Here is a 14,650-nt window from a genome sequence, read left to right on the forward strand (position 1 = left end):
GCAGGTAGGCTCACACTACAACCCCAAGCAAAACATAGCACATTTGACATTTATGGAGATGCCGTCTCAAATGGGGGAGCTGTTTTTTTTTATCAATTTGCAAACTGTATCAGTATTAGCAGCTCACTTCAGCCCGCTTATTCAACCATAAGATATCATTAAACCAATTGGCGTTCAAGAGAGAAGGAATCAATAATTTTCCTAGAGCTGACTTTCAATGACCAAGGGTGAGCGACTGTTGTTATTGAAATAATCCAAATACTAAAATGACTCCGCCATGACAGTAATCGCAAGTGAGAATGAAGTGGCAAAAAGCCCTCAAAAAATCCCGCTGCGCCTTGTGTTAGTCGTACCATTCGTCCTGCAAATCTTTGCCGCTGTGGGACTGACAGGTTGGCTCTCGCTACGCAACGGCAAAACAGCCGTCAACAACGTTACTAGCCAATTACGAACGGAGGTAGTCGCCCGCATCAATCAACAATTAAACACTTACTTGGAGACGCCCCATTTGGTCAATGCCATCAGCGTCGATGCCATTCGCCGCTTTGGATTATGGAATCCCGGCAATATGAGTTCTATGAGAAGTTACTTCTTCTGGCAACTCAAGCAATTTTCCACCGTTAGTTACATCAGTTTTGGAGGGGAAAGAAAAGAATATGCGGGTGCTGGATATAAGGATGATGGCAGTGTTGTTGTTGAAATAACTGATCGATCTACTAATTTCATTAATACGATCATCAGGGCAGATAAAGAGGGGAACCCGACTCAGTTTAAGGAAACTCACCCAGACTACGATCCCCGCATTCGACCCTGGTATAAAGCCGCAAAAGTTGCAGGCAAACCCCAATGGAATAAAATTTATCAATATTATATTCAACCTAGCCTCGGAATCTCCGCTAGCCAACCTGTTTACGACAAAAATGGTACTTTTCGAGGAGTCGTAAGTACCGATCTGTTTCTCTCAAAAATCGGCGATTTTCTCCAAACTTTAAAAATTGGTAAATCGGGAAAGACTTTCATCATAGAACGCTCTGGCTTGCTAGTGGCTTCTTCCACCGTCGAGAAGCCATTTATCAGCAGCAAAAATAGCCAAAAAACGCAAAGATTAAAAGCGATTGAAAGCAGCATACCTTTGATTAAGGGTACAGCGCAGCATTTAATAGAGCGCTTTGGTAACTTCACAGAAATTGATAGCAACCAGCAATTAGACTTCATCCTAAATGGTCAGCGGGAATTCGTGCAAGTATCCCCATTCCAAGATGGTCGAGGTCTTGATTGGCTGATTGTTGTTGTCGTTCCAGAAGCCGACTTTATGGAGCAAATTAATGCCAATACCCGTAGCACAATCTTACTCTGCGTTTTAGCACTCGTGCTAGCGACGTTGTTAGGAATCCTTGCTTCCCGGTGGATTACCCATCCGATTTTTCGGTTAAGTCAAGCGAGTCGAGCGATCGCCAACGGTGAATTAGACCAAAAAGTAGAGGTCAATAGCATCGATGAACTGGGAAGTCTGGCTCAATCTTTTAACCAAATGGCACTGCAATTGCGCGAGTCTTTTGCGGCTTTAGAAAAGACCAACTTAGATCTAGAAAATCGAGTAGAAGAACGGACACTTGAATTAAAAGAGGCAAAAGTTGCCGCTGATACGGCTAATCACGCCAAGAGCGAATTCCTCGCCAACATGAGCCATGAACTTCGCACCCCCCTGAACGGAATTCTAGGATACGCTCAAATTATGGAACGCGATAAAACTACCACTCCTAAACAAAAAGATGCTATCCAAATTATTCACCAATGTGGTTCGCACTTACTCACCCTGATTAACGATATTTTAGATATTTCTAAAATTGAAGCCAGTAAAATGGATCTTGACACTTCTAGTTTTAATTTGACTTCTTTTCTGATGGGGGTTGTGGAAATGTGCCGCATCAGAGCCGAACAAAAAGAAATTACGTTTAATTATCAAGTATTAAATCAACTTCCTAACGCTGTCAATGCTGATGAAAAACGACTGCGCCAAGTTTTAATTAACCTTTTGGGTAATGCGATTAAATTTACAGAAAAAGGTGGGGTTATTTTTAAGGTAGGCGTAATTGGTCAGGGGGAAGACTCCGACCAATCACCCCTGACTAAAATTCGTTTCCATATCCAAGATACTGGAGTGGGGATGACACCAGAACAGTTAGAAAAAATATTTTTACCGTTTGAACAAGTCGGAAATAGCCAGCAGAAGGCAGAAGGCACTGGGTTAGGATTAGCGATCGCACAGAAAATTGTTCAAATGATGGGAGGGGAAATAAAAGTCGAAAGTATTCTCGGTCAAGGCAGCATTTTTTATCTCGATTTAGAGTTGACTGAATCATCTGAATATATTGAACAAACTTCGATTAATGATTCTATCCATTTAAAAGGCTTCAAAGGAAATAAAAATAAAATTCTTTTAGTAGATGATCGATTTGAAAATCGAGGTTTTCTGATAAATCTTTTAGAACCACTAGGTTTTCAAATCATGGAAGCTTGTAATGGAATAGAGGGTTTAGCTAAAGCTGCTGAGTTTTACCCCGATCTGATTATCACCGATTTAGTGATGCCAGTAATGGATGGATTTGAAATGTCGCGGCGCTTGCGACAATTACCAGAATTTAAAGATGTCATATTGATAGCATCCAGCGCCAGCGTATTTAACTTCGATCGGCAAAATAGCCACGAAGCAGGTTGTAACGAGTTCCTGTCAAAGCCTATCGAAGTAGACGAATTGCTGGAAGTATTAAAGAATTACTTGCAACTCGAATGGATTTACGACCAACCTGCTGATTTAGAGAACGAACAGCGGGAAGGTTTCACTAATTTGTTAAATGTTCCGAGTAGTGAGGTTGTGATACCACCATCAACAGAGCTGGTAGCGCTGTTTAATGCGGCTCGGATCGGCGATATTGAAGTTGTTGAACAGGAAGCCAATAGACTCAAGCAGGTAGACGGCAACTATCTACCTTTTGCGAATAAAATATTGCAATTTGCGAAAAACTTTGAAGAAAAAGAACTACTAGCTTTTGTAAAAAGACATTTAGGGGAATAAAATGATTAAACAAAACGATAATGTAATTTTAATTGTTGACGATAACCCGAATAACCTCAAACTTCTGTTCGATTTTTTGAAGGAGTCAGGATTCAAGGTTTTAGTTGCTAAGGATGGGGAAAGTGCTATTGAGAAGTTACAAGAAGTTTCGCCAAATATCATATTGTTAGATGTGATGATGCCGGGGATAGATGGGTTTGAAACCTGCTACCGCTTAAAAGCATCGGTGGCAACGAAAGATATCCCTGTGATTTTTATGACAGCTCTTACCGATCGCGTGGATAAGGTTAAAGGTCTGTCAATAGGGGCAGTAGATTATATCACCAAACCATTTCAGCAAGAGGAAGTCCTAGCCCGCGTGCAACTACACCTGAGACTGCGAAATTTGACCAAGACGCTGGAAGAGCAAAATGTGCTTCTCAAAGAGGAAATTGAAGCGCGAAAAGAGGCGGAAGCGGCCTTGCAGAAACTTACTTCGGAGTTAGAGGAACGGGTGGCTTCTCAAACGGCTGAACTTAGACAAGCCTACAACGAGCTTCAACAGGCTCAAGTTCAGTTGTTGGAAAGGGAAGAAAAATTAGGACATGATGCTTTTCACGACGCGCTAACGGGTTTGCCTAACCGCGCTTGGTTTATGAATCGGCTGCAACAGGCGATCGACTTGTCATACAGACGTGAAGATTATCTATATGCGGTGCTATTTATTGACCTAGATCGCTTTAAAGTAGTGAATGATAGCCTCGGACATTTGGTTGGGGATGAATTACTAAAAAGCATTGCTCGTCAACTGCAAGTTTGTTTACGCCATACAGATGCAGTTGCGCGGTTTGGAGGAGATGAATTTGTGATATTGCTGGAAGATATTAAAGATATTGATGAACCAAACAGGGTGGCTGAACGTATTCAAAATCAATTAAGGCAGCCATTTACTTTGAATGATTATGAAGTATTTACCGAGATCAGCATTGGAATTATCGTTAGCACAATGGGTTACGATCGCCCAGAAGACGTGCTCAGAGATGCCGATATCGCAATGTATTATGCTAAAGCTCAAGGCAGAGGGCGTTACGAAGTTTTTGATCCAGCGATGCAAACTGTTGCGATGACGCGCTTGCAGTTGGAAAACGACTTGAGAAGGGCGATCGCGCTACAAGAATTTTGCCTTCACTACCAGCCCATTGTCTCCCTTTCTACGGGGCAACTGAGTGGCTTTGAAGCTTTGGTGCGCTGGCATCACCCATCTGGCATCATCTACCCGCCTGCCGAGTTTATCCCTGTGGCTGAAGAAACTGGTTTGATCAATGAACTGGGGTGGTGGGTTTTGCAAGAAGCTTGTCACCAGATTAGTATTTGGCAGCAACAGTTTCCCCAAACACCTCCCTTGGCGATTAATGTCAATCTTTCCCCCGTGCAGCTAAAGCAAGTCAACCTACTCAATCGAATTGAGGAGATTTTGCAGCAGACTGGCTTTCCCAGCTACTGTCTAAAACTAGAGATTACTGAAAGCTGCATTTTAGAAACAGTATCCAGGGAAGAAAAGATGTTGAAGCAGCTAAAAGCTCTAGGCATTATGTTGTGTATCGATGACTTTGGCACGGGCTACTCTTCTTTAAGCCGCTTACACGAGTTTCCCATTGATACATTAAAGATTGACCGCTCTTTTGTGAGTCGCATTGGGGCAGACAACAGTGGCGTAGAAATTATCCAGACAATTGTGACGCTGGCTCGCAGCCGAGGTATGGATGTCGTGGCAGAAGGCATAGAAACGCCTACACAACTACAGAAACTGCGAGAGTTGGGGTGTGAGTTGGGTCAAGGATATTTATTTTCTAAGCCTGTAGACAGCTTCAAGGCAACCGAACTATTAGGCTTAAAAGTAGGGGTAGTAAGCTGGCCTCACATCTAGTTTTGTCGCAATAAATTTTATGAGTCTCTTGTGGGAAAAGCCCAAAAGCCTACTATCCTTATACCAATTTCCTAAAAGACTGCTACAGTTAGTAGGTGTACCTTTTGGTGACAGTTCAGGGTGCGGAATGTGGGTTTAAAGACCTGCGGAATGTGAGTTTGAGTCCCAGTTCAAACCTCGGTTTCTGGATATGATGGAATTCTCTCAAACGGCTAGATTCAAATCTGGATAATAACGAGACAAATCCATAACTCTTATAGACTTAATTACCGAACATTAATTTGTCGATCGACCTTTTTGATTTTTGCTGTACGATTGTCAAATCGCTCTCTGTGCAAATTCCGTGTAGCGGTTTGTCCCAAGAGTCAACGGGTAGTTGGGCCAGCAAGGCAAATTCAAAGATTGTGCCGATCGTAACTTTTGATTCCCACTCAGCTAAACTGAGCATTCTGTCGTAATAGCCACCGCCGTAGCCCAAGCGATAGCCGCGAACATCGCAGCCTACAGCGGGTACGAGGATTAAATCTACTTCTGAGTAATCTATTTTAGGAGCATCCGGCAGGGGTTCTAGTATCCCATAAGCTCCAGTATGTAAAGCATCTCCGGGCTCCCAGATGTGCCAGGATAGCTCTTTGCCGACACAGCGGGGAAATCCCCATTTGCGGGGAGTTACAAATACGGGACTTAAATCTGGTTCTTGGCGACAACTGAAGTAGGCGAGGATGGTTTTTGCTTCGGTGAATAGGGGCGAGTTTTGTAAGTGATTGCAGATGCTCGCGCTCTTTTGTCTCCATTCTTGTGCTGATAGGGATTTGCGAGTGTTGAGGAGCAATTTTCTTAATTCGGTTTTAGTTAATGAAGGTTCAGCAGTAGTCATATTTGCGATCGGATCTCTCGTTTGACTTCCAGTCCGACAGGGGTTGAAAACCTCTGTCTCACAGCGAAAGTCCTCTAAAAGAGGACTACAATTAATTGCATTTTCGTCACATTCTGTAGTCGGTTTTAACTGAGATCTTGCACCATTGTCAATTACTTGTTTAGGAACAGGCAAGATGCCTGTTCCACAAGAAAACTCACTCTTTGTGGAACAGGCATCTTGCCTGTTCTTGAGAATGGTGCAAGATGTGAGTTTTAACCGACTTTAGCTTTGAGGCAGGGGTTGAAACCCCTGCCGGAATGTCGGACTGTCGGAAAGCATCAACCAACGGGATTTGAGAGTACATCTTGTCTTACCACAGGACAAACGCTGAATAGCATTTCATTCTCCTGTTCTTCTATTTCAATTAACGATCGCCTCCCCAAAGATTGCAGCTCGTTGAATAACTCGGAGGGCGATAAATCGGCATTTTGTAGCAATTGCTCTATTGAAACTGGGCATTGCTTAATCAGGGTATGAAAAAAATAAGTTGAAAATCCCCAAGCTTTGTCAATACTGGTTTCTATGACTGACATATTTAGCCTTTCATACCCTAAACAGCAACCCCTCTTATTCCTACTGACTACTGACTAATGACTAATGACTTCTTTTACTGTACTTGAGAGCCGTGGGCGCGGGGGTCGGAGCTACTTGTTTTCACAGGCCCTGTGGGGGGAGTAAAATTAGAAACTTGACCGCCTGCTTGGACGTGTGGCAGAGGTTTTCCTGCAATTAAAGCTTCTAAGTTAGCTTCCATAATACTGCGCGGCATTTCGCCCATTGTTTCCGCAACGGGGCTGCCTTTATCGTTCAAATAGACAAAGTGCGGAATTCCGTCTACTCGATATTTTGTGATTTCTGGCAGCCATTTGTCATTGTCTACATTCAGCATCACAAAATTCATCGGTTCGGCGTATTTCTGTTTGATTTCGCTCAGATCTTTAGCCATTGCCTGACAGCTACCGCACCAATTAGCATAAAATTCCATGAGTGTCGGTTTGCCATTTACCAAAGCTGTTTCTAATGGCGTTGAAGCTTTTGCCATGTCGGTGAGACTGCTTGACGGCGTTTGGGTTTGCAGCCCGAAGAAGATCGATATTGAAAGGGCGATCGCGGTTAACACGATCAATAAGTTTCTGAGGCGCGTGGCGACTTTTGTTTCGGGATTTTTGGCGGCGGGGGCAACAGTTGACTTGGGGGAATTCTGGGTCATAAAATATATTGCAGTTTTATTTCTAGGTTTGTATTTTAAATAATAAATTCAGATTATACCACATTTTGAGATAATCATACCAATCTCATAAAAATTTTTGAAGAGGCCAGAATTAGGCCAAGTGCGCTAAAACATAAGATAACAAAGATTGTTTATAAATTACCGAGGACTTGCAGGGTGAAAAAACGGGTAACACTGACGTTTCCCCAACGATCGATCCAAATGCCTGTCACCTATCGACTGGCAAAGGATTTTAATGTTGCCGCCAACATTATCCGTGCTCAGGTGGCTCCCAATCAAGTGGGCAAACTGGTGCTAGAGTTATCAGGGGACATCGACCAACTAGAAGCGGCGATCGACTGGATGCGATCGCAAAACATCGGCGTTTCCCTAGCTAGCCGGGAAATACTCATAGACGAAGATATCTGCGTTCACTGCGGTTTGTGTACGGGGGTTTGCCCGACAGAAGCCTTGACCCTTGACCCAGAAAGCTTTAAACTAAGTTTTGCTCGATCGCGGTGTATCGTTTGCGAGCAGTGCATCCCTACTTGTCCGGTGCAAGCTATTTCTACTAACCTCTAAGCCCTGTACAAACTCATCGGGAGCATCATCTTTTTTTTGCCTGGTTCTCCTAATTGTGCCATTGGATGAAAAAAAACTCTTGGGTTTCCCTAACTCTACTTTTTGTTACTTATTTCACTTTTGGCTGGAAATTATCTGAGTTTGATGTTCCCCCGCACCTGACTTGGTTTCTAGCCATAGCTTCAATTATAGTGTTGGCTGCCGCCTTGTCGTTCCCGCTGAAAAACACAAAAGCCTTAATTATGGGGTTGTTTTCGAGTGATCTGGGTGCTTTTATTTCTATAACTTTAGGAGCTTTTGTGGCAGTGGTAGTTATTGCTTGGTTACACCTTTTTGCTACTTGTTTAGTCTTGATTTCAGCCGGAGCTTTGGCAAGACTCGATATTCAAATATCGGGTTGGAAAAATTGGCGGGCTTTTGCGGTATTAGCTACCATTTCTTTAACAGGTGTGGGGTTGGGCGGAGCGATCGAGTTTTGGTCAAGGACAGGCAGGCTCGTATTCTCTTAATGAGGAACGGGAAATTGACCCAACCAAATTCTATAACTCGCAACAGATATTTAGCCGAAAACTATCAGATCGCCCATCAATAAATACAGCTTATTTTTTTTCCATCCCCCACCCCGGATTAATTCCCCGTTCCGCGCCCTAATCATAGCAGTTTTCCAGCCTCGTGAGGTAAAGCTTCTCAATTGCCGATTCCCCGTTGCGCGTCACTAATTCCCAATTACTAATTACCAATTACCAATTACCGGCGAACCTGGAGTGGAACTAAAAACCCCTAGGGCAGTATTGAACTGTAGCGACTGTTGCTCAAAATGTTATTGCCAAGATCCGGCAAGTCCGGCAGCCAAAAACTCTATCGCAATAAAAAAGCAGCTTTTGAGAGCTGCTCGTCAGAATGCATGAGGTATTGTTTTTAGAATAGGGCAGGTTGAATTCGATCGGTGCTGGGTTACATTTTTTGATACCGGAAAATTGATGAGTGAATGGACGATCGTAAAATCGTCACATAGGAGGATAGCATTGATGCTAAATTTCCCGACAATCAAGTTAGCGTTTAACTGTCCTTGCGCCCTACAGCCCTTCAGCGGTGGGGCCCTTTTATTTTTAGGGAGAACTCAATAGCCGACTTTAACGCATTAGATGAGTCTGCCATTAGTTTTTTTATAAAATCTCCACATCGCCACATCCTCATAGTTATAAAAGTTACGCTTCACATCCACTCAAACCCGGTGGATTTCAAAATATTGGGTGGTTAAACGGACACACTGAGACAAAAATCAGTATTTTTACCGAAGTCATACCATTTTAGATTTTAGATTTTGGGAATGACTGATGAATCTGGTTGTTTGGAGCTTGTGTAGGGTTGCATTATTTTTGGGAACTAATACCCAAAGTCCTCAGAAACCTGTTATTTTGTCAGCAACCCAATTTCTCAATGTATCAATTGAGATCAGGCCCGGTTTCTGATTTGATAACTTTTTGGATTTCCTCCATCGCCCTAGTCGCCACTGCTTCAGGCCTTTCCCCCACACCAGCATAGACTCGGACATCTGCTTGAGTGTAGAAACGCTCTCGCTCTTTCAAAAGGCTTTGCAGCTTAGATTTGATCTCGCCCTCCTGCAGTAGGGGTCGAGCTGTGTCCGAACGCAGTCGATCGTACAATTGATCTACAGGCACATCCAGCCAAACTACTACACCGTAGTGCAAGTAACCCCAATTCATCGATCGGGCCACAATGCCGCCGCCCGTAGCCACGACCGAATTTTGATAAGCAGACAATTCGCCGAGCACTTTAGTTTCTAGTTCCCGAAAAGCCTCTTCCCCCTCTTGAGCGAAAATCTCAGCAATTGACTGATTAGCAACTCGAACAATTAGTTCATCAGTATCAAAAAAACGGTATTTTAATTTTCTTGCCAAAATCCGCCCTACCGTTGTTTTTCCTGCACCCATCATCCCGACGAGATAAATATTTACTCCCCTCAACCCATCCACGGCCAAATCCTCCGATATTTTTCTATTTTTTTAGGTTAATCGAGCCGCCACTGGGGCTATCCTCGTCATCAAACTCATCACCCTCATCCAATCCCCAATCATCCTCTGCTTCTGCAAGAGGATTTATTGGTGCTTCATCAGCGGGTTTAGGAATCTCCCCTCCCGGAGGAACCAGCACTCTATACTCCGCATCGTATACAGCCTCAGTTTGCCCCACCCCAGACTGGCTCGGATCTCGATAGCCGTAAGAATATACTGAGCCAGCCCAAGATTTGCTTTTCGGTTCCTGCTGAGCTTCGTAAGCCCTCGGATTTGCCCCTGGAACATCATTTACCTGCGGTCGATCAGGAAAATCGCGATCGTCCCCCCAATCGTCATCACCCCCTTGAGACCCGGATTTTGAGCCATCTGAGACCCAATCATCCTCATCGTCTGCCGCTGCATAAGTCCCCGGTTGAGCGTAATCCTTCGCCCCATCCGGGTTGGGAGTTTCTTGCAGAAAAGTCCGGGAACTGTAACCGGCCGGCGTACCGTAGTCTGTTCGGTAGGAACCAGCAGTCTGAGTTTGGCTATTTTCCCTATCCATATCCGGGTCAATTCCCTCTTTTCTAGGAGGGGGAGGTGGCGTGTAAGGTGTTCTTCTGTCCTCTGGGAAAGTATCGGGACGGCTGCGACTGGATCGGCCGGTGCGGTCTCTCGTTAGAGATAGGTAATTTGAAAAAGCCAGCAAACCAGAAATCAATAAAGATGTGAGAGCTCCCACCACCATGCTGAGAAGAATCCAGATAGATAAGGGCAAAGCAGGCGATCGAACTCCCAAAAACACCAGGGATAATGCCGGCTCCACATTTTGCAGGGCAAAAATAGTCAGCCCCACCACAATTACTAGCAAAAATACAGGTCGCATATTAAAAATATTGGTAATTGGTAATTGGTAATTGGTAATTGCTAATTTAAACTAACAAATCATCAATAACAAATAACAAACTGTCAACTGTCAACTGTCAACTGTCAACTAACTCCTTTCTTCTTCCTTCCAGCGTTTGAGAGGAACGCAATCAATCCCCAACTGGTCTAAAGCGCGAGCCACCACAAAGTCTACCAAATCTTCAATAGTTTGCGGATTGTGATACCAAGCAGGAATCGCTGGTACAATTCTAGCTCCAGCTTCCGCCAAGGTAGTCAAATTCCGCAGGTGAATCAAGCTAAAAGGCGTTTCGCGAGGCACGAGTACCAATTTTCTCCCTTCCTTGAGCTGAACGTCGGCCGCTCTTTCGAGCAAATCCGAACTCAAGCCAGCCGCCAATTTGCCCAGCGTACTCATGCTACAGGGAATAATCATCATCCCTTGGGTACGAAAGGAGCCACTAGCAATATTAGCACCGACATCTTGCCAAGGATGGCACCGAAGTTTACCCATTGTGGCTACTCCTGCTTTTTCCCGCCAGAATTCCTCTTGAAGCGTCGGCTCTGCGGGCATTCGGGTGTTCTGTTCGCTTTGCCAAACCATGTAAGTAGACTTGGAAGCGACCAGTTCAATAGCGCGATCGGCTTCCAACAAATATTTCAATGTTCGCACGGCATAAATCAGTCCCGATGCTCCAGTAACTCCTACAATTAGGGGGTAGTTATTCGTCATTAGTTATTTGTTAGTTGACGGTTGACTGTTGTTAGTAATTAGTTGTTATATCAAATCTGTTAGCATCGGAATTATTCATATATCTCTTCTCGATCTCTGCGTTAATCTGCGTCAATCCCTTGTCATCTGCGGTTAAGAAATTATCTTTTTAAAACCGCCGATACAGGCAGATTAACACAGATTAACGCAGATAAATTATATAAATTCCGGTTGCACCGTCCGTGATTGTTGAGTTTTGACTGGATTTGACGCCCGACGATGATACCGGATTGGATATTAGTCATTAATTATTTTTTGATGATTGCTGAGTATAGTTGGCAGCCCACTTCTTAATACTTAGTTGCTAGACAATGACAACTAAGTATTGAGAAAAGTTAACCGTCAACTCTGAACTGTCAACTGTCAACTGTCAACTGTCAACTGATTATTCATCATCATCAAAAGCTTGACTGCCGCCGCCAACTGCAACTAAATCAATTTGCTGGCGGTAGTAGTCAACACTCTTGACTTGAACTTCTACCCGATCGCCCAAACGGTACTGATTGCGGTTTTTGCGACCCACCAGAGTTTGCTGGCGCGATCGATATTCGTACCAGTCATCCTTCAGCGAAGAAACGTGTACCAGTCCTTCAACTCGCAGGATGTCGCTCTCCGGCGGCCGCACCTCAATTTCCACAAAGAAACCGTAAGACTGCACGCCTGTAATCAAACCCTGAAAAGTTTGACCGGTGCGCTCTTTCATCAATCCGGTTTTCTTCAATCCCTGCAAATCGCTTTCAGCGTCTTCAGCAACTCTTTCGCGTTCGGTTAGGTGTACTACTACCGATGCAAACTCCGTCTCAAATTCGTGGTGCAAATCTGGGGGGAGAACATTCCAAGTAATTTGACCGTGACAGGAGGAATGGTGCAAGTCAACTTTTTCCTTAGCCCTGGTAGTGCGGCTGCTGCGGCCTTGCTCGAACACCGCTTGCAACACCCGCAGTACCAGCAAATCGGCGTAGCGGGAAAGCGGCGAAGTGCAGCGCGTGTAACCCTCTGACAGCCCCAAACCGAAGTGTGGCTTGGGAGTTGTGCTGTAAACAGCGGGCTTCATGGTGTCTTCTAGCAGGTAGGTGAGAACTCTTTCGGACTTAAGGCCGGCAAACTGCTGGGTAAATCGCTGAAAGTCCAAGGGCAGAACTTCTTCTTCGCTTTCGAGATACAGTTCGCCTCCGAGGTTGTTGGAGAGTTTGATGAACTCTTGAATGTCTGCCGGGTCTGGCATCGGTTGGACGCGGTAAATTGCTGGGACTCCCAAGGCTTGCAGGTGGGCGGCGACAGCTTGGTTGGCGAGTACGACTAACTCGGAGACAGCCGACTGAGCGGGGGGAGCTGTTGCAAAAGCTCCTAATTCGCCTTCGTCGTCGAAGTGAGAGTTAGCATCGGGCAAATTTAGTTCAAAAGCTCCTCGCTTGAGCCTTGTCTGTCTGGCAGCCTGTGAGGCGGCACCGAGTTGATCTAGGAAAGGACGGAGGGCGGAGGATAAAGGGTGCTCTTCGGCATCGCCTGGTTCGAGAATTGCTTGAGCTTGCTCGTAGGTGAGGTGGTAGTCAATTTGAATGACGCTGGTTTGAATTTCGTATTCTAGGAGTTCTCCTGATTCGTCTAGGGTCAGCAGTATGCTGAAGGCCAGCCGTTCGGTGTCTGGCAGTAGAGAGCAGCGCTCGTTGAGGATTTCTGGCAGTACGGCGATGATTTTTTCTCCCAGATGGGCGGCGGTGCCTCGCTTGCGGGCTTCGCGGTCGATCGGGGTTTCTGGCTGCACGTACTCGGCGGCGTCGCTGATGTGGATTCCTATTTGCCAGCGGCCGGGCTTCAGGGTTTCGATCGACAAAGCGCGTTCTACTGGCGGATCGGAGAGGAACGATGTCGGATCGAACTCGTTTTCGGCTCCTCCCTCGGAGAGATTTTCCTTCTGGGCTTGAGGAGCATTGTTTTCGCTGTTGGTTGTTCCCGGTTCGTTTTTGCTGAAGCTAACAGTCAGAATGTTACGCAAATCTAGCCGTTTTTTGATGTCGGTTTTTTTGACTTTGCTGGGCAAATTTTCCGCTGCTTTGATGACGGCGGCGGGGAACGATCGCGGCAAGTCGTGTTTGCAGCATACGATGTCGAGGTCGTCAGCGGCTTCGGCGTCGGAACCGAGTATCTGTACTACTTTGCCGACTGGCCGATGGGTGCCGAGGGGGTAGCGTTTGACTTCGACGTGTACTAGGTGGTCGATCGCCTCTTGGAGATTGGTGCCATTTGCGAGCAAGTCTAGTTCAAACAACAGGCGATCGTCTAGGGGGATTGCTCTGTAGCTGACGCGGCCGGTGGGGGTGGCGGTTTGCTTGACTCGCGCGAGTACCGAGGGGTTGGCGCGTTCGAGGATGAGCATGACTTCGCCTTCGGGCGATCGGCGGCGGCTACCTTCTTTGATGATTTTGACTAAGACTCGATCGCCATTCCAAGCTGTCGAGAGGTGACTTTCCCGCACGTAAACGTCTTCTGAGCCTTCGGCGTCTTGAATTGCAAAGCAAAATCCTTTGCTCGAACAGCGCAGCTTTGCTTCTACTACGTCGTCTTCAGCTACTCGGCGATAGCGGCCTTTGTCTTTGACTAATATGCCAATTTTCTCTAGAGCTTCTAATGCAATTTGAAGTTTGAGTTGACTGGTGGCGTCGTTGCAGTCGAGTTTTTTCTCCAATGCTTTAGGAGCCACTAATTTGTCTTCTGTAAAATTTGCCAGCAGTGCAGCGATAGAAAATTCCATGTAGCGATCGATCCTCTTGTTTCCAGCAATTAGTCTAAATTTTGGCGAAATCAGCCGCACCCCCTCGGGCCCTCGCTGTGCCTGCTTCCCAACAAATGCGCGGGTTAATAGGTGGAGACGCGAGCACAGCCACCTTGTTTGATCGCGAGGTTTTTTTGAGATTCTCTCCCGACACCGGCTTCGTGCTAATTGTCTGCTGTCTGTCTTTAACTGACTGCTGACGGTGCAGACAACTGTCCCGCACGCTATTCCCCAATACAATTTTTTAGCGTTGGTTTGTTTGCTTTTAGGTCAGCAGCGCCGAGCACTTCGCGAATTAGAAAGCCCCTGTCGGTTCTTAAAAGATGGCTCGATACTGAAAGCGACGGCTTGAGTCGAGGATGAGCCGATGGAGGGATGGAGAGGGATAAAATTTGCATTTCTTCCTTCTGCCTTGTTCCTTCTGCCTTGTTCCTTCTTCCTTTTGAAGTGCCTCTTGCTTCTTGCTTTAGCAAAGAATTTACCGGATCTTTAAGGCAAAATTGCTAGTA

Annotated in this window: 11 protein-coding genes; 4 read left to right on the forward strand and 7 right to left on the reverse strand. The window is 45.5% G+C overall.

Features of this window, described 5'->3' with window-relative positions:
• The first annotated feature begins 277 nt into the window (after positions 1 to 277).
• Positions 278 to 3,076, forward strand: a complete 2,799-nt coding sequence (locus tag NDI35_RS09765) for a hybrid sensor histidine kinase/response regulator (protein WP_445312561.1) — start codon at positions 278 to 280, stop codon at positions 3,074 to 3,076.
• Position 3,077: 1 nt separating this feature from the next.
• Entirely contained in the window at positions 3,078 to 4,982 is a 1,905-nt protein-coding gene (locus NDI35_RS09770) for a two-component system response regulator (protein WP_445312562.1), read from the forward strand.
• A 262-nt stretch (positions 4,983 to 5,244) separates the two neighbouring features.
• Here NDI35_RS09770 and NDI35_RS09775 read toward each other — a convergent pair whose 3' ends face one another.
• The 3 genes from NDI35_RS09775 to NDI35_RS09785 all read right to left on the reverse strand — a co-directional run bounded on the left by NDI35_RS09775 (position 5,245) and on the right by NDI35_RS09785 (position 7,111).
• Positions 5,245 to 5,859: a 5-formyltetrahydrofolate cyclo-ligase gene (locus tag NDI35_RS09775; RefSeq protein WP_445312563.1), complete on the reverse strand. Its 615-nt coding sequence runs from the start codon at positions 5,857 to 5,859 to the stop codon at positions 5,245 to 5,247.
• A 320-nt stretch (positions 5,860 to 6,179) separates the two neighbouring features.
• Positions 6,180 to 6,434 carry a hypothetical protein gene (locus NDI35_RS09780; protein ID WP_445312564.1) on the reverse strand — a complete coding sequence of 85 codons (255 nt, stop codon included), beginning with the start codon at positions 6,432 to 6,434 and terminating at the stop codon, positions 6,180 to 6,182.
• 74 nt (positions 6,435 to 6,508) lie between these two features.
• The gene (locus NDI35_RS09785; protein ID WP_445312565.1) at positions 6,509 to 7,111 is read right to left on the reverse strand and encodes a thioredoxin family protein; all 603 of its coding nucleotides are present in this window, start codon (positions 7,109 to 7,111) and stop codon (positions 6,509 to 6,511) included.
• Between the two features lie 177 nt (positions 7,112 to 7,288).
• Between NDI35_RS09785 and NDI35_RS09790 the strand changes: the two genes are divergently transcribed.
• Positions 7,289 to 7,693: an NIL domain-containing protein gene (locus NDI35_RS09790; protein WP_006635751.1), complete on the forward strand. Its 405-nt coding sequence runs from the start codon at positions 7,289 to 7,291 to the stop codon at positions 7,691 to 7,693.
• A 65-nt stretch (positions 7,694 to 7,758) separates the two neighbouring features.
• Complete coding sequence (locus tag NDI35_RS09795) at positions 7,759 to 8,202, forward strand: hypothetical protein (RefSeq protein ID WP_445312566.1); 444 nt, start codon at positions 7,759 to 7,761, stop codon at positions 8,200 to 8,202.
• A 936-nt stretch (positions 8,203 to 9,138) separates the two neighbouring features.
• On the opposite strand, the gene NDI35_RS09800 is transcribed toward NDI35_RS09795, so the two are convergent.
• The 4 genes from NDI35_RS09800 to NDI35_RS09815 form a co-directional block, all read right to left on the reverse strand.
• Positions 9,139 to 9,690: a shikimate kinase gene (locus NDI35_RS09800; protein ID WP_445312567.1), complete on the reverse strand. Its 552-nt coding sequence runs from the start codon at positions 9,688 to 9,690 to the stop codon at positions 9,139 to 9,141.
• 22 nt (positions 9,691 to 9,712) lie between these two features.
• Positions 9,713 to 10,597 (reverse strand): LapA family protein, encoded by an 885-nt coding sequence (locus NDI35_RS09805; RefSeq protein WP_445312568.1) that lies wholly within the window; start codon positions 10,595 to 10,597, stop codon positions 9,713 to 9,715.
• A 108-nt stretch (positions 10,598 to 10,705) separates the two neighbouring features.
• Complete coding sequence (locus tag NDI35_RS09810; protein WP_445312569.1) at positions 10,706 to 11,329, reverse strand: flavin prenyltransferase UbiX; 624 nt, start codon at positions 11,327 to 11,329, stop codon at positions 10,706 to 10,708.
• 424 nt (positions 11,330 to 11,753) lie between these two features.
• Entirely contained in the window at positions 11,754 to 14,120 is a 2,367-nt protein-coding gene (locus tag NDI35_RS09815) for a ribonuclease R family protein (RefSeq protein ID WP_445312570.1), read from the reverse strand.
• Between the last annotated feature and the right edge of the window lie 530 nt (positions 14,121 to 14,650).

Source organism: Microcoleus vaginatus FACHB-2002 (assembly GCF_040004035.1).
Lineage (GTDB): Bacteria > Cyanobacteriota > Cyanobacteriia > Cyanobacteriales > Microcoleaceae > Microcoleus > Microcoleus vaginatus_C.